We start from the raw sequence: 18,633 nt of genomic DNA, 5'->3' as shown, positions 1-18,633 counted from the left end.
CGGATTATTTTTTGTCATCCATATTTGCTGGTTTTCCGTCATTATGGCGCATCATTCTGTTTTTCATTCCGTGATGTCTTTTCCCTTTCATGTCTTCCCATTTTTTAAATTGTTCTGGATTAAGAATTTTTTTCATTCTTTCTTTCATAGCAATTTGCTCATCCAGCATTCTGTTTTTTCTTGCAAACATTTCATCAGATGTGGGTTTTGTACTAGAATCTTCGTTAGCTTTAATTTCCTTTATTCTTGCTTCTCTTTTGGCACTTTTTTCAGAAATGATTTTACTCATTTCTTTCTGTTGTGATGCATTCAAATCTAATTCTAACGTCATTTTTTTTAACATCAATTGATTTTGTTGTTCCGGCGTGAATTTTTCCATTTCACCTCGATGGTGTCTTCCCATTTCTTTTTTGTCTTGAGCGAAGCTTGTCATTCCAACAACCAATAATGTGGCAATTATTAATTTTTTCATTTCTATTGTTTTTAAGTTATAGTTATAAGATGCGGATAGCTGACAAAGGTTTAACTGTTAACAAAAATTTGTCACGTAATTATTTAAAAAAAAAGAAAAGAAACAAATATAAGTATGATTGAAGTCATATTCAGTACGTTAATATAATTGGAAATTTGTTAAAGAAATTTTAAACTGATTCTTATGTACAAATTATCTTTTTTTGTAGTTGCATTTGTAATGCTAACTTCATGTGGTGATAAAAAAACCAAATCCGAGGAGAATGATCCAACAACCACTTCATCTGATGAAGGAATGCCTGCTGCTCCAGAAGCTGCTCCAGACGCTTCCACTTATGACCCAAATAGAGGTCTTGGAAAATTCACCACTGTTGATTTAGGCGATAAACTAGATGTGGCTATGGCTGCGGAAGGGGATAAAATTCAATCCGTAAAATGTTCTTCTTGTCACAAAATGACGGATGAAAAATTAGTTGGACCAGGTTGGAAAGGGGTTACTTCTCGTCATAAACCAGAATGGATTATGAATTTCATAACTAATCCAGACCCGATGATTGATAAAGATCCAAAACTTCAAGCTCAGTTGGAAATTTGTTTAGTTCGTATGCCGAATCAAGCCCTTAGCGATAAAGATGCGAGAAACTTATTAGAGTTTATGCGTAAAAATGATGGTGTAAAATAGTTTTTGGCAAACAATTTAATTATGTAATAGTAAATATGAAATCAAAGATTCATGAACACAATAAAAGCAATAGACACCATGAGTAAAAATAAATTAGTAAAAGTAACTTTTGCAATTATTTTAGCAAGCGCATTCTTTACTTCTTGCAAGCCCAAAGATTCCAGTGATGCCGTAAGTGGTGATGCTGCACAAAAAGTATATGTTGCTCCGGGTAAATACGATGAGTTTTATAATTTTGTTTCCGGAGGTTTTAGTGGTCAAATGAGTGTGTATGGTTTACCAAGTGCCCGTTTGTTAAGAGTTGTTCCTATTTTTTCCGTAGATCCGCAAAGTGGTTATGGATATAGTGAGGAAACAAAACCGATGCTGAATACTTCAAATGGATTTGTGCCTTGGGATGACCAACACCATTTAGATATGTCACAAACCAACGGTGAAGTAGATGGTCGCTGGATTTTTGCCAATGCGAATAACACTCCCAGAATCGCACGTGTGGATTTAAAAACGTTCAAGACAGCAGAGATTATAGAGTTGCCAAATAGTGCAGGAAATCACTCCTCTCCATTTATTACGGAAAACACAGAATATGTGGTGGCAGGAACTCGATTTAGCGTCCCTCCCGATAATGCCAATGGAGACGTTCCTATTAATACCTACAAGAAAAATTTCAAAGCTTATTTGAGTTTTGTAAAAGTAGGTGCAAAAGGAGAAATGGATATTGCCTTTCAAATTGAGGCTCCAGGGGTGAATTTTGATTTGAGTCATGCCGGAAAAGGTAAATCTCATGGTTGGTTTTTCTTCTCGTGTTACAACACAGAACAAGCCAATACGCTTTTGGAAGTTAATGCTTCTCAAAAAGATAAAGATTTTATCATGGCAGTGAATTGGAAAAAAGCAGAAGAGTATATCAAAGCTGGTAAAGGTAAAAAAGTAGCTGCGAAATATGCCCACAATACATGGGATGAAAAAACACATACTGCAAAATCAGAAATTAGAACGTCAGTTTTAATGCTTGATTCAAAAAAGTTGAAAGACATTTGTTACATGATTCCATGTCCTAAATCGCCTCATGGTTGTGATGTTGATCCTACTGGTGAATATATTGTAGGTAGTGGAAAATTAGCCGCTTTGATTCCTGTGTTTAGTTTTAATAAAATACAAAAAGCGATCGCTGCTAAACAATTTGATGGACAATATGAAGGTATTCCAGTCATTAAATACGAAGCTGCTTTACATGGGGAAGTTAAAAAACCAGGTTTAGGACCATTGCATACTGAATTTGACGGAAGAGGAAATGCGTACACTACTTTCTTCGTTTCTTCAGAAGTGGTGAAATGGGATATCAAGACATTGAAGGTTTTAGATCGTGCACCAACCTATTATTCTCCGGGTCACCTTTGTATCCCTGGCGGAGACAGTAGAAAACCATTTGGTAAATACATGATTGTTTACAATAAAATTACCAAAGACCGTTATTTACCTACTGGACCAGAATTGGCTCAAAGCGCACAGCTATTTGATATTAGTGGTGACAAAATGAAATTGCTATTGGATTATCCGACTATTGGAGAACCTCATTACGCTCAGGCAGCGCCAGCTGATTTAATCAGGAATAATGGACAATTGAAGTTCTATAAAATTGAAGAAAACAGCAATCCTTTTGTTACCAAAGGAGAGAAAGAATCAAAAGTGGTTAGACAAGGGAATCGAGTAGATGTGTACATGACTTCCATCCGCTCTCACTTTGCACCTGATAATATTGAAGGAATTAAGTTGGGTGACGAGGTTTATTTCCACGTTACCAACTTAGAGCAAGATTGGGATGTTCCACACGGATTTGCTATAAAAGGCGCTGATAATGCTGAACTTTTGATTATGCCCGGTGAAACTGCCACCTTGAAATGGACACCTAAAAAAGTCGGGATTTCTCCTTTTTATTGTACTGATTTTTGTAGTGCATTGCACCAGGAAATGTCAGGATATGTGAGAGTTTCTCCTGTAGGAAGCAATGTTCCGCTAACTTTTAGTCTGGGAACTAACTTGCCTGCTACTAAGTAATTATTAATTTTAAATAAAAAGGGAACATAATTATTATGTTCCCTTTTTTAAATCAATAAACATGAACAATTTAAAAATTTCAACACTTTCAAAAGGCGTACTTTTGCTAGTGATGGTACTATTGGTGTCTTCTATTTTTGTTCCAATGTGGCGAATTGAGTTATCCGCACCGCAGTATCCTGAAGGATTAGTGCTCAAATTACATGCTGATAAAATTGCGGGAGATGTTGATATTATCAATGGATTAAACCATTATATAGGAATGAAAACTCTGCATAAAGAAGATTTTTTTGAGTTCACAGTTTTGCCCTATATATTTGTGTTTTTTGGTGTTTTTGCTTTGGCAACAGCACTTATTGCAAAGAAAAAAGTACTTTATATTTTATTTGTTTCTCTTGTTCTTTTTGGAGTCTTAGCAGCTGTCGATTTTTACAGATGGAATTATGAATATGGCCATAATTTAGACCCGAATGCAGCGATACAAGTGCCCGGAATGTCCTACCAGCCACCATTAATCGGATACAAACAGCTCCTTAATTTTGGTGCTTATTCTATTCCTGATATTGGCGGATGGTTATTGGTTGTTTCAGGATTTTTGCTGTTTATTATTGTTGTTAGAGAATCGAATCTTTTGCAAAAATTTAGAAAAGCGAAAACAGCAACAGTTCTGTTATTCTTATTGTCTTTGTCCTTTTTATCTTGTTCGAATAATACTAAAGCGGTTCCCATAAAATTAAATGTAGATAATTGCGATTTTTGTAAAATGAGCATTGCCGATGGCAAATATGGAGCAGAAGTTTTAACCGAAAAAGGAAGGACTTACAAATTTGACGATATTATGTGTATGATGAATTATTGTAACGAAAATTTAAACACAAAAATCAGTGCTTACTATGTTAATGATTTTGCTCAGGATAATGTTTTAATTCCCGCTTCATCGGCTCATTTTATTTCAGGAGGCACTATTGAAAGCCCAATGAGAGGAGGAGTTATTGCTTTTTTGTCAGAAAATAATGCGAAAGAATTTGCAACTAAATTAGACGCCAAACGCATTGCTTGGAATACTATTTTGAAAAAATAAATGCATTATTATTAAAACAATTTCGACAAAGAATTATGAAAATAGTACTCTATATCTGTTTGTTGTTTTCTTCTTTACTTCAAGCTAATGTGATTGAAGTAGGTCGCAATAAACCTATAAAATCCATTAAAAAAGCCATATCTTTTGCTAAAGCTGGAGATACGGTTTTGGTTCATCAAGGATTGTACAAGGAAGGAAATATAATCATCAATAAAAGAATTGTATTTCTGGGTCAAGGTTTACCTATTTTAGATGGTCAAAAAAAATACGAAGTCCTTTCTATTAAAGCGGATAGTGTCGTTGTTAATGGTTTTAAAGTAATAAAATCGGGTTATGCTACACTAGAAGATCCTTGTGGAATAAAAGTATACAACAGGACTAATGTAGTGATTCAAAACAATATTCTGGATGATAATTTCTTTGGGATTTACATTCAAAACGGAAGTCGTTGTATGATCAAAAACAATAAACTTGCGGCTTATGGAACAGAAGAACAACAGTTAGGAAATGGAATCCATTGTTGGAAAAGTGATAGCCTGCAAATTATTGGCAACACTATTTCGGGACATCGGGATGGAATTTATTTTGAATTTGTAACCAATTCGATAATCTGGAGAAATATTTCAACCAGAAATATACGCTACGGATTGCATTTTATGTTTTCGAATGATGATGCGTACATTACCAATATTTTTAAGAATAACGGAGCCGGTGTAGCTGTAATGTTTACCAAAAATGTGAAGATGTTCAATAATTTTTTTGAAGAAAACTGGGGCGATGCCGCTTACGGATTGTTCCTTAAAGAAATATCAGACAGTTATATTATTGGAAATAAATTCAGCAAAAATACATCAGGAATTCACATGGAAGGAACCAACCGAATTCAAGTAGAAAAAAATGTTTTTGAAGCCAATGGTTGGGGAATGAAAATCCTGGCGAGTTGCTCCGATAATGAAATAAAAAACAATAATTTTTTAGGCAATACTTTTGATATAAGTACCAATGGAAGTTTGGTCCTCAATACATTCAATAATAATTATTGGGATAAATATGAGGGCTATGATTTAGACAAAAATGGAGTGGGCGATGTCCCTTTTCATCCCTTGAGTTTATTTGCCGTGCTTACCGAAACCAATCCTTCGGCCATGTTGCTTTTTCGAAGTTTCATGATCACACTTTTAGATAAATCAGAAAAGATTTTGCCCAGTATCACACCGGATAATTTCATTGATAATTCTCCTTTAATGCATTCTTTAGCTTTATGATTGAAATAAAAAATTTAAACAAAAAATTCGGAAAATTAGAAGTCTTAAGCGATGTGAATCTTACTTTCAAAAAAGGAGAATGCATCGCACTAATTGGACCTAATGGTTGTGGAAAAACGACATTGATAAAAAGTGTTTTAGGAATGATAATCCCTACTAGAGGTGATGTTTTATTTAATGAAAAGTCTATTCTAAAAGAATATCTGTATCGGGAACAAATAGGGTATATGCCTCAAATAGGACGTTATCCGGATTATATGACTATTGGTCAAATTATCGAAATGATTAAAAAGATTCGAAATTCAAATCAGACTTTAGATGAAGATTTATTAAAGGCTTTTGATCTCGAAAAAATATTCGACAAACAAATGCGAACACTTTCTGGTGGAACAACGCAGAAAGTGAGTGCTACATTGGCTTTTTTATTTAATCCTGAGGTATTGATTTTAGATGAACCAACAGCAGGTTTAGATCCTTTGGCATCTGAAATATTAAAAGATAAAATTATAAAAGAGAAAGAAAAGGGAAAACTTATTTTGATTACGTCACATCTTTTAAGCGAATTAGACGATATGATTACGCAGATTATTTTTATGCAAGACGGAAAAGTGCATTTTCATAAAACGATTGCTGATTTACTGGAATCGACTAATGAACAAAAAATATCGAAAGCAATTGCAAAAATTCTAAAAAACCAAAGCAATGAATAGAATTATTAGAATTATTTTTTTAGATATTTTAAAAAATAAAATTGTATTGGCTTACACTATAATTTTAGGCATACTTTCATGGAGTTCATTTGGGTTAGAAGATAATTCTGCCAAAGGATTGCTTACCATTTTGAATATAATTTTATTCACTGTTCCTTTAGTTTCGATCCTTTTTGCGACCATTTATTTATACAATAGTTCCGAGTTTATAGAACTATTGTTGAGCCAGCCTATTAAACGAAAAAAGATATGGTTCAGTTTATTTTTTGGATTGTGTTTGTCAATGATTTTGGCCTTTTTTATTGGTGCTGGAATACCGCTGTTAATTTATGCGCCAGATTCCGTTGGTATAATGATGTTAGTTGTAGGATGTTTAATCTCTTTGGTTTTCGTGGCATTGGCGTTCTTGAGTTCTATTGTTACAAGAGATAAATCAAAAGGAATTGGGATTGCTATAATGAGCTGGTTGTATTTTGCTTTGCTTTTTGATGGAATTGTATTGTTTTTATTATTCCAATTTTCAGATTATCCCATAGAAAAAGCAATGGTTGCCGTAACTGCGTTAAGTCCAATTGATTTAGCCCGAATTCAAATTCTATTACAGCTTGACGCATCGGCAATGATGGGTTATACAGGCGCTATTTTCAAAGATTTTTTTGGTACTTCATTGGGATTGTTAATTTCATTTCTGCTATTGTGTTCCTGGGTAGTTGTTCCATTTTTTGTTTCATTAATAAAATTTAAAAACAAAGATTTATAATGTTTAAAGAAATTTTTCAGAAATTAGAAAAGGCCGTAAATCCGGTAGCGCAGGTTGTACAGAACACCGCTTGCAGCAAAGTGATGGTTATTGCTTTCAAAAAAGGAATGATACTCAAAGAACATAAAACTGATGTTCGCGCTAAATTAGTGGTGATAAAAGGTAATGTGATCTATAAAGAGCAAAATCAACACGAAGAACTCTTTTTATACGATGAAATAAATATTCCGGTAGCAGTTCTTCATTCCGTTGAAGCTATCGAAGACAGTTTATGTTTATTATTTAAAGGATAAAATCTCCAAATGAAAACTGATATAAAAAACAGAACCGACATTGAAATACTCATAAATGCATTTTATGATAAAATAAAAACGGACTCCAAAATTGGTTATTTTTTTACTGAAATTGCTCATGTGAATTGGGAAAAACATTTGCCTAAAATGTATGATTTCTGGGAAAATGTTATGTTTTCTACAGGTGATTTTGTCGGAAATCCTATGGATAAACACAAGGAATTACATCAAAAAAGTACAATGACTAAAGCTCATTTCCTACATTGGAATGCCTTGTTTGATGAAACGGTTGACGAATTATTTGCAGGAGAAAAAGCAGCGGAAATAAAACAAAGAGCAGCAAATATTGCAACTGCTATGATGTATAAAACATTAGGTTAAAAATGTCCTTATGAAAAAAGTGTGAACTACTGCAATTCATGATTTTTTCAAAGTAGTAAGAAGAATTAATAATTTTATTTGGGAAGTAATACATCATTTATTACATGGATAATTCCGTTTGATGTTGGGATTGAGGCTACAATTTCAGAACCATTTACATATACTTTGTCTCCTTTTTTTGTGATTTTTACTTTACCACCATTCACTTGCTCAAATTCTTGGCCGTCTTGCATGTATTCTGTTTTTAATGCACCTACATAAGTGTGATATTCTAATATGTTTTTTAAATCGTCTTTTTTCTCTGGTTTTAATAATCCTTCCACTGTTCCCTTTGGAAGTTTATCGAAGGCAGTATTTGTTGGCGCAAAAACGGTAAATGGACCGGCATTGCTTAAAACGTCAACTAAACCGGCTGCCTTTACTGCCGTTACAAGGGTAGTGTGATCTTTGCTCGCAGAAGCAGTTTGAACGATGTTTGGACTGGATGATTCGTCCTTGACGGCGGATTGTCCAACACTTTGAGAAGGTGCCTCTTCTGTGGTTGTTGGAGGCATGGTTTCACTGTTTTGTTTGCAGCTAAAAGCGGTTAAGAAGCTAACGACTAATAGTAATTGAATAGATTTTTTCATAATAAGGTTACTTAAGTTTTATATAACAAAGTACTTTATTATCAGCGCTTTATTTTATGAGTGCAATCATAAAGGAGGATTGTTTTTAACTTTTTTTATAGAAAAATAAGCTGTGAATCCTATTCCGAAAAACAAAACGATTGCTACGGCAAAAAGAAGCTCATTTACATAAGGAATAATAGTATAGCTAAACGATGCAACACCTTGAATGGCCAGAACCAACTCGTTTAAAAAAACTCCAATAGAAAATAGAAACAATCCGATTTTTATTCTTTTGCTGATAAATATCAGGTGGTTCGCATAAATGTAAAACAGTAAAAATAAGCTGATAACAGCTAATAGAACTAAATGCAAGTAAGCAATTACAATAGGTCTGAAACCAAAAGCCAAATCACTTATGACTGGAATAGTGGAGCCCAGTTGTAGTACTAATTTTATACTCAATGCTAAAGTTGCGAAGAGTAAAATGTACCGCAATAGTGGAGAAAAGTTTTCTAAAAACTCCTTTTTGGCCGATATTAAAATAGAAAGAAGTTTAAACCAGGCAAAAACCTGAATTATTGCAGCAATAACAGTGATTACATATAAAAAAACTGGTAAATGTAACCAAAGCGTCGATAAAAAATAAGCCGGAATACAGGAAAATGCAAAGAGTTTATAGGACGTTTCATAAAAGGAATTCTCGGATTTTTTTAAGTTTAAGAACCCAAAAATTAAGCCCATACAACCAAAGAAAAACCAGCCATTATATTGAAAGTGAAGAAAATAATAGATAGACGATAAATAATAATCTTGAACAATATCTTTAGTCGCCATCATATAAGCCAAATAAAATGTGCCGAATGAAGAGATGATATTGAATAGAATAGCGGCTCTAAACCAGTTTATAGATAACAAATCACTGTCAATTTTTCTTAAATCTTTAATGTAAAAATAGCCAAAAATATAAGAAATTAAAATAGAAGCTGTAGAAGCGATTATAGAAGTCAGTCCGTAGCCTTCAATAATAAAAGAGACCAACATTACATAAGAAATGATCAAGTTGGCAATAATTATTTTTCGGTATTTGTTTACTTGAAAATCAGCTATTTTGTTTTGAAGATAATACACCATCAAAGTCATCAAAGTGTGACTGACCCAGCCAGAAAAAGCAAAATGAGAATGGGAATGTTGAAGGTATTTTTGGTCTAAATATGGAAATTCGAAACCAATTTTATACCGCATCAAAACGCCTAATGTGGCAACAATACATAGATTCAACAACGATAATTTTAACCAGAACTTTATATTTAATTTCATTTTAATAATAAATTTTATGATTGACGATTTCTAGTTTATTGCAAGTGTTCATTTTGCATAAAACGCGAATGACCGTTTCTACTCTCAAACCGGTAAAATTTGCTATTTCCTGCCGCGTGTACGGAATTAATACTTTCTCGTTACAACATTCGAATTTTTTCTTGTGTGTGTTCAAAAAAGCGACAATTCTAAACTCTGGTTTTTGATTTATAATCTCTTTTGAAGTGTTTGATTTAGAGTGGATTTTGTTTGCCAGTAAAATCAAAAAGGATTTTTCAATGGACGGGTATTCGTCAATAATTTTCAAGAATTTGTCTTTTGATAACTTTATAATTGTGCTATCCTGAATAGTGATTGCTGTTGATGGATACGGTTGGTCAATAAACAAAGGGGGTTCTCCAAAACTGTTTCCTTTACAAAAAAGACCCTGTGTAAACTCTTTTCCTTCATTGTTAGAATTAAACATTCTCACGCTTCCTTCAATGATTTGATAATAAAAATGTGCCACTTCATCTTCATCAAAAATGATTTCGTTTTTTTTGTATTTTTTGGCTACTGCACCCCACGAGAAAAGTAAATCTATGTCTATTTGCATGGTTCGTTTTTGAATTTATTATTTTCCTCTGAATTATACATAAACTAAAAAATAGAGCTACAATCTTATAAATGTACAATATTTTAAACTATGATTTAAATCATAAAAAAGGAGAATTAGTAATTTTTCATTTATATTTTTATTATAATGGTATTTATAATTAGTTATTTTTTTTAAAACTACCTTTATTCTCAATTCTTATCATAGATTGTTGAGCGATTAAATTCCCAATAGTAATCATATTGTACAATTCGTAGAGCTCGCTACTAATTTCATTATTTTCGGTTATAGTTTTTAATTCGTCTTGCCATTGCATCAGTTTTTCTTTTGCTTTACTCAAATCGTTGTCATAACGAATAATTCCGGCATTTTGACGCATTAAAAGCTGTAATAGCGCTTTGATCTTAGCAATATAATCGTGAGTAATTTTAGGCTTTTCGACGAATATCCAATTGGAAAGAATAGGGTTTAACTCTTTTTTTTTTAAAGTTGTATCTACCAAATAATTATAAATTTTGTCCGAATACACCAAAGCTTCCAGCAAAGAGTTTGACGCTAACCGGTTCGCGCCATGCAAACCAGTTCGGGAACATTCTCCACAAGCAAATAAATTATCGATAGCCGTTTTCCCGTTTTTATCAACTACAATTCCTCCACAAAGATAATGTTGAGCTGGAACCACCGGAATCCAATCTTTTGTAATATCAACTCCAATGCTTTTGCATCGTTCGTAAATCATAGGAAAGTGTTTTATAAAAGCCTTTAAATCCAAATGTGTGCAATCTAAATAAACACATTCGTCACCTGATTTTTTAAGTTCCAAATCGATACTTTGAGAAACAATATCCCGAGAAGCCAATTCCCCTCTCTTATCATAATCGAGCATAAATCGATTGCCGTTTTTAGTGCGCAAATACGCTCCAAAACCTCTAACTGCCTCCGAAATTAAAAATTTTGATCCAGTGGAAGTGTCGTACAATGCGGTAGGATGAAATTGAATAAATTCCATGTCTTTAATGGTCGCATTAGCACGAAAAGCCATTGCAATTCCATCGCCTGTCGCAATTATCGGATTGGTGGTATGTCCATAAAGATGCCCAATTCCGCCAGTGGCAAGTAGCGTAAAATGAGATTGGAAGGTGATAATTTCATTTGTTCTTTGATTTAAAACAAAAGCGCCTAGACACTGATTATCTTCTGTAATCAGATCTAGTGCAAAATGGTGGTCTAAAACCGTAATATTTTCTTTTTGATGCACTTGGTCTAAAATAGTGCGTTCAATTTCCTGGCCGGTTTGGTCTTTATGGTGTACAACCCTATTTTGAGAATGTCCACCTTCTTTTCCTAAATCAAAAAATCCTTTGGCAGTTTTATCAAATTTGGCGCCCCATGCTATGAGTTCTTTTAATCGTTTTGGGCCCTCAGTAACAACTATTTTAACGACTTCAACATCACACAAACCATCACCGCAAATAAGGGTGTCGTCAATGTGTTTTTGATAGGAATCTTCGGTTTCGTCAGTGACTATGGCAATCCCTCCTTGCGCATATTTTGTATTGGATTCATCGGCATTTGATTTGGTTACAATAGTCACTTTTTTGTCGGGAAAACGGTCTGCAATTTTTATGGCAAAAGTCAATCCGGCAACTCCTGAACCAATGATTAGGTAATTTGTAGTAATCATTATTTGGATAATTCTAGCATTCGTTCAATGGGAAGCAATGCTTTTTCTCTAATGTACGCTGGAACGATAATTTCGGGAGTTTCATTAAGCAAACAGTCATAAACTTTTTGTAACGTATTCATTTTCATGTAACCACATTCACTGCAAGCGCAGGTATTATCCTCTTTTGTTGGAGCCGGAATCAATATTTTATGCGGCACTTCCTGTTGCATTTTGTGAAGAATTCCCGCTTCGGTAGCGACGATAAACTTGTTGTTTGGGTTTGTTTTTACGTAATCAATCATTCCCGCTGTCGAACCAATGTAACTGGCGGTTTCCAGAATATGCGTTTCAGATTCGGGATGCGCAATGATTTTAGCATCGGGATGTAGTTTGTGGACTTCTATTAATTTATCCAAAGAAAAAGCTTCATGTACAAAACAAGAACCGTCCCAAAGTAACATGCCACGGCCCGTTTTGCTGATGATATATTTTCCTAAATTCTTATCTGGAGCAAAAATAATAGGCCTGTCTTTTGGTACTGCTTTTACGATTTTTACCGCATTAGATGACGTGCAAACAATGTCGCTTAACGCCTTAATCTCGGCAGAACAATTTACGTAGGTAATAACAATATGATCGGGATGCTGGTCAATAAATTTCTGAAACAAATCAGGTGGACAGGATTCGGCAAGCGAACATCCTGCTTTCAAATCGGGTAAAATTATTTTTTTGGTCGGGTTTAAAATTTTTGCGGTTTCGGCCATAAAATGGACACCGGCAAAAAGAATAATATCTGCATCTGCTTTCATGGCCTCTATTGACAATCCTAAACTATCTCCCACATAATCTGCTACATCCTGAATAGGGGCTTCCTGATAATAATGGGCTAAAATAACCGCATTTTTCTCTTTTTTTAATGCCAATATTCGTTCTTTAAGACTATTCATACTTTTTAATTTTTCTAGTTTTACTATTTAAATGCTACTGCTAAATTTAAAATCAGGTACTTCTGCTAATCAACGGTTGGAATGTGCCGTTAGGCACTGAATTTCAGTTGAGAAATGAATTAGAACAGATTTAGCGTGTTGTAGGGTACGCTACCAAATTTTAAACCTAATGACTACCTATATTTAGTGACTAACGTCACAAAAAAAGACTTTCAACCCTTTCGCAGTATTTCTTATTTTTCTGTTTTTAAGTTGTTTTAAAATCTATAAAAGTACTTTAATAACAGGCCACTGGATATGATATTTATCAGGTTTTAAACTATTCCCTTTTACGATATTTGTGACCTATTTATTAAATTATTTAATGCATGACAACAACAAAACCATTACATACTTTTCATATTCCCGTGATGGGACTTGCTTACACAATAGACAGTCCAATTCGAGTGGCAAAGTATGGAATATCCTCTGTGATTTCGATTATAGATGATGATCTGATAGAAAAAATGAATGCTTTTTACAGCGAAAAATTAAGCCTTCCATATCAGGAGATTTCTCAAAAAATGCACGATTATCGTGCAGAGCGCATTACGTCGTATTTAAATTTGGTAGACAAAATCGTAAAAGACAAATTCGAGAATTTTAAGAATGAACTGGCTGAAAGTAAATTGGCATTAGAGAATTATATTGCCATGTTGCCCAACAAGTCGGAGATAAAAAAAGGACTTCAGAATCTAATGGATGACGGAATTGCCTTTAAAGAAAATATTAAAAATTATCTTGAAAATAATTTGAGCGCGGGTGCGATTGATGTAAATATTATGACCAAAGTCGATAAGGACAATTTCATTAAAGACGAACAATTACCGGTAGCTTTTAATGATGCTCATGCTTCACTTCGTGGTTTTGCCAATAGCAACTTAACTTCTTCTGTAGTACTTTCGGCAGGAATGAATCCAAGATTGTACAGTTATTTCGAAAATTTCGATGCCTTTTTCCCGGACAGCAATAATACTTTAAAGAAGAAAATAATTCTAAAAGTAAGCGATTTCCGTTCGGCAATGATTCAAGGGAACTTCTTGGCCAAAAAAGGACTTTGGGTTTCTGAATACCGCATTGAATCCGGATTGAACTGTGGCGGACACGCTTTTGCTACTGATGGGTATCTGTTAGGTCCTATTTTGGAAGAATTTAAACAGAAAAAAGAACAATTGATTCAATCTGCGCATGATTTAATGGTGAAAGCTTTAGCGCAAAAGGGACTGCACGTTCCGGAACAGCCATTGGAATTAAAAATTACTGTTCAGGGCGGAGTGGGTACAGCCGAAGAACATGACTTTTTAGTGGATTATTATCATGTGGATTCTGTAGGTTGGGGATCTCCATTTTTATTGGTTCCCGAGGCTACTTCTGTAGATGAAGCCACGCGTAAATTATTGGCAAAAGCCAAAGAAGAAGATTTATACCTGAGTCATATTTCTCCTTTGGGAATTCCTTTTAATACCTTGAGAGGAACAACTAATGAGCACTTGAAGGAAAAACGTATTCATGATAATAATGCAGGAAGTTCTTGCCCGAAAAAGTTTTTGGCGTTAAGCAAAGAATACGGGGCAAAAGGAATTTGTTCTGCTTCCAAAAAATTCCAAGATTTAAAATTAGAAGAATTAGACAGTAAGAAAGATACTTTGACTGCCGAAATGTTCGAAAATGCGAAAAACAAAATCACCGAAAAATCCTGTCTTTGTGTTGGTTTAGCCAATGCTTCTTATCTGGAAAATGACATTAAGATTAAAGGACAGGCGCAAGGTGTTGTCATTTGTCCGGGGCCTAATATGGCTTATTTTGACCATGAAGTTTCACTTTCTGAAATGGTGCAGCACATTTATGGAAACACTTCAATATTGACTGTTACCAATCGTCCGAACATGTTTGTCAAAGAATTGAAAATGTATTTGGATTATTTAAAGAACGAAATTGCAACGGTTTCTGCCGAAATTACGGCGCCGCAAATAAAAAAATGGAACTTGTTCAAGAATAATTTGGCGGAGGGAATCGCGTATTATCAATCGCTGTTCTCTTCATCGGATGCTGCTGAAAACAAGAATCAAAGCACACAATACCTATTGCATTTTTATAAAGAGGAATTGTTTGGTATTAAAATTCCGGAACTGAAATTGGCATAAAACATATTTTAATATAGGTTTAAAAAAATAAACCCTCTTCGCATTCGTTTATCGAAAGGTGGAGAGGGTTTTTGATGTATTTGGTTAAGCCCTGACCTAAATTATTTAGAACAAACTTTAAATTAAGTACAAAAAATGCAATCGCGCAAAAACTTGTAATGGTTTATCTTTTTTATTTATCGATTGTTTCTATAATCCAATTTAGGCAAATATCAGAATCCATAATTGACCATGAATGTGGATTTTTTGAACCGTCTAATCTAATACCTTTTCCTTGACTAACTATTACTTTTGCATTTTCATTACCCATTATTCTTAATTGGTTTATCATTGAGATTATGTCAATTCCGTTCCAATCATTTAAATCGCGATGCCTTTGATTAATTAGCCAATCAGTGTCCAAATCAGTAAACATTAAAAGGGGCATTTTTTTTAAATATTTTGCATTTCCACCCTCTTTCGCTCCAAAAGAATAAATTGAGTTTTCTACATATTTTTCTGAAAATTTTTCGGGTGAACCACCATAAATACTATCACAATTATTTTTAATCCATTTTGCTTCATCTACTGCCGGTTGATAAATATTTTTTTCAATTTCTCTTTCGCAATATTTATAAAACCTTGCTTGATCTAAAGGAGCGTCTAAAGCAAAAATACCTTTTGGAATCAGGAAAAAATTTTCAGGTTTTTTGACTGATTTTTCCGCATAAGTTAAAGAAATCATTGCTCCACTTGAAAGCCCACCAATTATAAATTTGTCTTTTGATAATTTATGCTTAGAGACAACTTCCGTAAAAATTTTGTCTAACAATTTGAATTCTTCTTCTCGATTATCTGTTCCCCAATTTATAGATGGAACAATCACCAGAATACCTTTTTCTAATGCTATTTTGTGCAGTGTTATTTGTTTTAATGTGTTTTCGACGAGTTCTCCTCCAGATGGAATTATGACTAATACACCTCGAATGTTATTTTTTGGCACAAATTTATAATAGAATAGTTCTGTAGAATTTTCGTCATTTATATACAATTCTGAATTATCCGTTTTTGAAACAGTAATTTTTTCAAATTCTTGGGCATTACAAAATAAAAAATTTAAAAGTAAAGTAAAAATTAGTAGATTTTTCATTTATCGTGTTTTCGGGTAAAATATTGCAACGGGTTAAGGCTTAGCGATGCGAGGGTTTTTGAAAAACGGCGGTCTAACAAGTGTACCAATATCTTGTATTAGTTAAAGTTTTTGTAAATATAAGATTACTTTTGATTAATACCTCAAGAAAGTATCACCTGATTTTATTCCCATTGCTAATTCTTCCAGATTGGTGTTTTCGAGCATGAAAGCCAATTCATTTCTGATGGACTTGAATTTTTCGTGAACCGGACAAGGATGATCTTCGGAACAGTAACTTAATCCCAGACCGCAACCGGTAAAAACGCGATCTCCATCTAATGCAGTCACAATTTGGGATAGTTTTATTTGGCTCATGGTTTCTTTTGGAATTTCAAATCCGCCACCAACACCTTTGATAGAATGGATAATATTATTTTTGGATAGTATTTGTAAAATTTTGGCAGTAAAAGCCTCGGGAGAATCTATTTTTTTAGCAATATCTCTAAGCCCAACTCTATTATTTTGATAGGATTCTGATGCTATAAAAATGGTGGCTCGGATTCCGTATTCACAGGTTTTAGAAAACATAGTTGTTTTTTTACAAATTTAGAGAAATACTTGCTATCCTTTATTCTTTGGGTTGGCTATTTTTTTAAATCCAAAAAGGATCATCGTTATTCTCTGTAAAAGACTCTTCAGTATGAATTTCTTTAATTTTAGCCAATTGGTCTTGGGTGGCTATTTTTTGAATTTCAACAAATAAATTGCGTTCCTCAAAACGAATGTGTGCTTCCAATTCTTCTTCAATGAGTACTAAAGGCTTTTCTATATTGGTAGTTTGCTTGAATAAACGTTTCAAACGACGATGTTCCGTCAACGATCTTTTTACAAGGTCGTTTTCTGCACCTAAAATGGGAAAGACGTACTTTTCTTCCAATTCGAAATGTGGTTTCAAATGCGTTTTGTAAAACCAGTCCGAATATTTTTTGATGCGATCGGGTTCAATTTGCTTTGAAAAACCGGTTCGTATTTTCCAACACAATTACAAGCCATGATGATGATCGTGGCTTAAAGGTTGCAATTCCGGAGCTCTTTTTAATGGTTTATTTGATATCATAAGGTATAAATTTAAAACCCGCCAAAACGGATGTAAGAGCCAAAAATGAGCATCAATACACCAATTATCGTAACGGATAGTATATGAAAAGCCATTTCAGGCAACTTGTCTGGATTATTTTTAAGTTTGGGAATTACCCTAAACTGTGCGCTCAAGGCGAAGGCTACTGTCAAAAACAATAAAAGTAATTTTGTAGAAACCACTTTCTCAACAGGAGTGGCAAACTGGAACCAATATTCGATGCTAACGCCATATTTGTACGCCATTAAAATTCCGGTAACGACCAGTAAAACCAATGCTGTCATTCCTACAGGCTCATACTTTTTTTCGTAATTTAAAATAATGCTCGGGTCTTTCTCTTTAAGGGCTTGTGGCAAATGACAAAAGACTAGCAACAAATGGCCGCCAACCCAAACTGTAGCACTTAAAAGATGGATAATTAACAAAAAATGATGGTTCATGTAAAAATTTATTTATTTTTAAAGATACGTTTTTGTCAGCAACTCTACCTTAAAATCAACCTCTAAAATGTACTTTAATGCGTCCGGTAAAAAGATTTTCCTTTTCTAATTCCCTAACAGAATAGCCCAGTTTTTTTAACGTGTTCGCTCCATTTACAAAATGCTGGATGTAATAATTTCCCTGATAGTTTTGCTGCTCTAAATACTGTATCATGGCTTTCATGTGGTTCTGATCTATCAAGTCCGAATGTACCGTGGTGCGAACTTCAAACCGAAGCCCACTTTCTAATAATAAATGCAACGATTTTTCAAAAGGTAGAAAAAGATTAGACTGCGTTATTTTTTCAAAATGAGCGGGCATGGCTTTAAAATCCAGCGCCACATAATCGATTAATTGATTTTCAAGTAATTGTTGCAAAACTTCAGGTCGTGATCCATTGGTATCAATTTTTACTAAAAAACCCATTTTTTTAACTTCGGTTATGAGTTGAATGCTATTTTTATGCAATAAACATTCGCCTCCGCTAAAAACCACCGCGTCCAGCAAATTTTTTCTGGAATGAAGAAAAGTGAGCGCTTTTTCGAATGAAATTGTTCCTTTTCCAAGCACAATTTCAGGATTGTAGCAATACAAACAACGCATATTACAGCCTGTAAACCAAAGAATGCAAGCTGATTTATGCGCATAATCTAATAAAGTAAAAGGCGTTATGCTGTAAATGGGGTTACTAACATTTTCCTTCACTGAAATGAGTTCGCTGTTTGTGTTCTCCTTTTTTTCCAATATTAAAACTTTCTACGGGTCTGTGATACCCCATTACTCTTGTGTACACTAAACATTTTGTTCTCAAATGTTGGTTTTGTTCTAAAATTGGGTTGGTTTCTGTTTTCATATTTTTTTATGGTTTAAAAAATTAAAATTAT

At 33.9% G+C, this 18,633-nt stretch carries 21 protein-coding genes; 9 read left to right on the top strand and 12 right to left on the bottom strand.

The features are described 5' to 3' along the window. Positions 1-4: 4 nt before the first annotated feature. Positions 5-472, bottom strand: coding sequence for a hypothetical protein (locus ACFX5D_RS08230; protein ID WP_379857754.1), 468 nt, complete (start codon positions 470-472; stop codon positions 5-7). A 183-nt stretch (positions 473-655) separates the two neighbouring features. Between ACFX5D_RS08230 and ACFX5D_RS08225 the strand changes: the two genes are divergently transcribed. The 8 genes from ACFX5D_RS08225 (at position 656) to ACFX5D_RS08190 (ending at position 7,701) form a co-directional block, all read left to right on the top strand. Beyond that, positions 656-1,153, top strand: a complete 498-nt coding sequence (locus ACFX5D_RS08225) for a c-type cytochrome (protein WP_379857753.1) — start codon at positions 656-658, stop codon at positions 1,151-1,153. Between the two features lie 78 nt (positions 1,154-1,231). Continuing rightward, complete coding sequence (gene nosZ, locus ACFX5D_RS08220) at positions 1,232-3,211, top strand: Sec-dependent nitrous-oxide reductase (protein ID WP_379857905.1); 1,980 nt, start codon at positions 1,232-1,234, stop codon at positions 3,209-3,211. Positions 3,212-3,272: 61 nt separating this feature from the next. Further along, the gene (locus ACFX5D_RS08215) at positions 3,273-4,292 is read left to right on the top strand and encodes a nitrous oxide reductase accessory protein NosL (RefSeq protein WP_379857752.1); all 1,020 of its coding nucleotides are present in this window, start codon (positions 3,273-3,275) and stop codon (positions 4,290-4,292) included. Between the two features lie 35 nt (positions 4,293-4,327). Further along, the gene (locus tag ACFX5D_RS08210; RefSeq protein WP_379857751.1) at positions 4,328-5,557 is read left to right on the top strand and encodes a nitrous oxide reductase family maturation protein NosD; all 1,230 of its coding nucleotides are present in this window, start codon (positions 4,328-4,330) and stop codon (positions 5,555-5,557) included. Continuing rightward, entirely contained in the window at positions 5,554-6,267 is a 714-nt protein-coding gene (locus tag ACFX5D_RS08205; RefSeq protein ID WP_379857750.1) for an ABC transporter ATP-binding protein, read from the top strand. The genes ACFX5D_RS08210 and ACFX5D_RS08205 overlap by 4 nt, the downstream gene beginning before the upstream one ends. Next, positions 6,260-7,027, top strand: coding sequence for an ABC transporter permease subunit (locus ACFX5D_RS08200; protein WP_379857749.1), 768 nt, complete (start codon positions 6,260-6,262; stop codon positions 7,025-7,027). Before ACFX5D_RS08205 ends, ACFX5D_RS08200 begins: the two co-directional genes overlap by 8 nt. Continuing rightward, positions 7,027-7,320, top strand: coding sequence for a cupin domain-containing protein (locus ACFX5D_RS08195; RefSeq protein WP_379857748.1), 294 nt, complete (start codon positions 7,027-7,029; stop codon positions 7,318-7,320). Before ACFX5D_RS08200 ends, ACFX5D_RS08195 begins: the two co-directional genes overlap by 1 nt. 9 nt (positions 7,321-7,329) lie before the next feature. After that, complete coding sequence (locus ACFX5D_RS08190) at positions 7,330-7,701, top strand: group III truncated hemoglobin (RefSeq protein WP_379857747.1); 372 nt, start codon at positions 7,330-7,332, stop codon at positions 7,699-7,701. A 74-nt stretch (positions 7,702-7,775) separates the two neighbouring features. Here the strand turns inward: ACFX5D_RS08190 and ACFX5D_RS08185 are convergent, their stop codons facing one another. The 5 genes from ACFX5D_RS08185 to nadA form a co-directional block, all read right to left on the bottom strand. Then, positions 7,776-8,330 (bottom strand): fasciclin domain-containing protein, encoded by a 555-nt coding sequence (locus ACFX5D_RS08185; protein WP_379857746.1) that lies wholly within the window; start codon positions 8,328-8,330, stop codon positions 7,776-7,778. 66 nt (positions 8,331-8,396) lie between these two features. Next, on the bottom strand, positions 8,397-9,629 hold the full coding sequence (locus ACFX5D_RS08180) for a hypothetical protein (protein ID WP_379857745.1): 1,233 nt from the start codon (positions 9,627-9,629) through the stop codon (positions 8,397-8,399). A gap of 1 nt (position 9,630) precedes the next feature. Continuing rightward, positions 9,631-10,224, bottom strand: a complete 594-nt coding sequence (locus ACFX5D_RS08175; RefSeq protein ID WP_379857744.1) for a Crp/Fnr family transcriptional regulator — start codon at positions 10,222-10,224, stop codon at positions 9,631-9,633. 160 nt (positions 10,225-10,384) lie between these two features. Next, positions 10,385-11,908 (bottom strand): L-aspartate oxidase, encoded by a 1,524-nt coding sequence (gene nadB / locus ACFX5D_RS08170; protein ID WP_379857743.1) that lies wholly within the window; start codon positions 11,906-11,908, stop codon positions 10,385-10,387. Further along, positions 11,908-12,837 (bottom strand): quinolinate synthase NadA, encoded by a 930-nt coding sequence (gene nadA / locus ACFX5D_RS08165; RefSeq protein ID WP_379857742.1) that lies wholly within the window; start codon positions 12,835-12,837, stop codon positions 11,908-11,910. Before nadA ends, nadB begins: the two co-directional genes overlap by 1 nt. Positions 12,838-13,205: 368 nt before the next feature. Between nadA and ACFX5D_RS08160 the strand changes: the two genes are divergently transcribed. Next, entirely contained in the window at positions 13,206-15,020 is a 1,815-nt protein-coding gene (locus ACFX5D_RS08160) for a hypothetical protein (protein WP_379857741.1), read from the top strand. A 172-nt stretch (positions 15,021-15,192) separates the two neighbouring features. Here the strand turns inward: ACFX5D_RS08160 and ACFX5D_RS08155 are convergent, their stop codons facing one another. The 6 genes from ACFX5D_RS08155 to nrdD form a co-directional block, all read right to left on the bottom strand. Beyond that, entirely contained in the window at positions 15,193-16,149 is a 957-nt protein-coding gene (locus tag ACFX5D_RS08155) for a hypothetical protein (protein WP_379857740.1), read from the bottom strand. A gap of 135 nt (positions 16,150-16,284) precedes the next feature. Then, positions 16,285-16,719, bottom strand: coding sequence for an RrF2 family transcriptional regulator (locus ACFX5D_RS08150; protein ID WP_073203605.1), 435 nt, complete (start codon positions 16,717-16,719; stop codon positions 16,285-16,287). A gap of 64 nt (positions 16,720-16,783) precedes the next feature. Further along, on the bottom strand, positions 16,784-17,173 hold the full coding sequence (locus ACFX5D_RS08145) for a hemerythrin domain-containing protein (protein ID WP_379857739.1): 390 nt from the start codon (positions 17,171-17,173) through the stop codon (positions 16,784-16,786). 86 nt (positions 17,174-17,259) lie between these two features. After that, entirely contained in the window at positions 17,260-17,709 is a 450-nt protein-coding gene (locus ACFX5D_RS08140) for a CopD family protein (protein WP_379857738.1), read from the bottom strand. 55 nt (positions 17,710-17,764) lie between these two features. After that, a complete protein-coding gene (locus tag ACFX5D_RS08135) occupies positions 17,765-18,454 on the bottom strand; it encodes an anaerobic ribonucleoside-triphosphate reductase activating protein (RefSeq protein ID WP_379857737.1) in 690 nt (229 codons plus the stop codon). Further along, entirely contained in the window at positions 18,438-18,602 is a 165-nt protein-coding gene (gene nrdD / locus ACFX5D_RS08130) for an anaerobic ribonucleoside-triphosphate reductase (RefSeq protein WP_131477748.1), read from the bottom strand. The genes ACFX5D_RS08135 and nrdD overlap by 17 nt, the downstream gene beginning before the upstream one ends. Between the last annotated feature and the right edge of the window lie 31 nt (positions 18,603-18,633).

This window comes from Flavobacterium fructosi (assembly GCF_042787335.1).
GTDB classification, from domain to species: Bacteria; Bacteroidota; Bacteroidia; order Flavobacteriales; family Flavobacteriaceae; genus Flavobacterium; species Flavobacterium fructosi.
The sequence above is the reverse complement of the archived record's forward strand: the minus strand, read 5'-3'. Positions and strand labels throughout refer to the sequence as shown.

Excerpts from the sequence above, each read along its gene's own strand:
- ACFX5D_RS08230 (WP_379857754.1), bottom strand. The coding sequence starts at position 472 with ATGAAAAAATTAATAATTGCCACATTATTGGTTGTTGGAATGACAAGC.
- ACFX5D_RS08225 (WP_379857753.1), top strand. The coding sequence starts at position 656 with ATGTACAAATTATCTTTTTTTGTAGTTGCATTTGTAATGCTAACTTCA.
- nosZ (WP_379857905.1), top strand. The coding sequence starts at position 1,232 with ATGAGTAAAAATAAATTAGTAAAAGTAACTTTTGCAATTATTTTAGCA.
- ACFX5D_RS08215 (WP_379857752.1), top strand. The coding sequence starts at position 3,273 with ATGAACAATTTAAAAATTTCAACACTTTCAAAAGGCGTACTTTTGCTA.
- ACFX5D_RS08210 (WP_379857751.1), top strand. The coding sequence starts at position 4,328 with ATGAAAATAGTACTCTATATCTGTTTGTTGTTTTCTTCTTTACTTCAA.
- ACFX5D_RS08205 (WP_379857750.1), top strand. The coding sequence starts at position 5,554 with ATGATTGAAATAAAAAATTTAAACAAAAAATTCGGAAAATTAGAAGTC.
- ACFX5D_RS08200 (WP_379857749.1), top strand. The coding sequence starts at position 6,260 with ATGAATAGAATTATTAGAATTATTTTTTTAGATATTTTAAAAAATAAA.
- ACFX5D_RS08195 (WP_379857748.1), top strand. The coding sequence starts at position 7,027 with ATGTTTAAAGAAATTTTTCAGAAATTAGAAAAGGCCGTAAATCCGGTA.
- ACFX5D_RS08190 (WP_379857747.1), top strand. The coding sequence starts at position 7,330 with ATGAAAACTGATATAAAAAACAGAACCGACATTGAAATACTCATAAAT.
- ACFX5D_RS08185 (WP_379857746.1), bottom strand. The coding sequence starts at position 8,330 with ATGAAAAAATCTATTCAATTACTATTAGTCGTTAGCTTCTTAACCGCT.
- ACFX5D_RS08180 (WP_379857745.1), bottom strand. The coding sequence starts at position 9,629 with ATGAAATTAAATATAAAGTTCTGGTTAAAATTATCGTTGTTGAATCTA.
- ACFX5D_RS08175 (WP_379857744.1), bottom strand. The coding sequence starts at position 10,224 with ATGCAAATAGACATAGATTTACTTTTCTCGTGGGGTGCAGTAGCCAAA.
- nadB (WP_379857743.1), bottom strand. The coding sequence starts at position 11,908 with ATGATTACTACAAATTACCTAATCATTGGTTCAGGAGTTGCCGGATTG.
- nadA (WP_379857742.1), bottom strand. The coding sequence starts at position 12,837 with ATGAATAGTCTTAAAGAACGAATATTGGCATTAAAAAAAGAGAAAAAT.
- ACFX5D_RS08160 (WP_379857741.1), top strand. The coding sequence starts at position 13,206 with ATGACAACAACAAAACCATTACATACTTTTCATATTCCCGTGATGGGA.
- ACFX5D_RS08155 (WP_379857740.1), bottom strand. The coding sequence starts at position 16,149 with ATGAAAAATCTACTAATTTTTACTTTACTTTTAAATTTTTTATTTTGT.
- ACFX5D_RS08150 (WP_073203605.1), bottom strand. The coding sequence starts at position 16,719 with ATGTTTTCTAAAACCTGTGAATACGGAATCCGAGCCACCATTTTTATA.
- ACFX5D_RS08140 (WP_379857738.1), bottom strand. The coding sequence starts at position 17,709 with ATGAACCATCATTTTTTGTTAATTATCCATCTTTTAAGTGCTACAGTT.
- nrdD (WP_131477748.1), bottom strand. The coding sequence starts at position 18,602 with ATGAAAACAGAAACCAACCCAATTTTAGAACAAAACCAACATTTGAGA.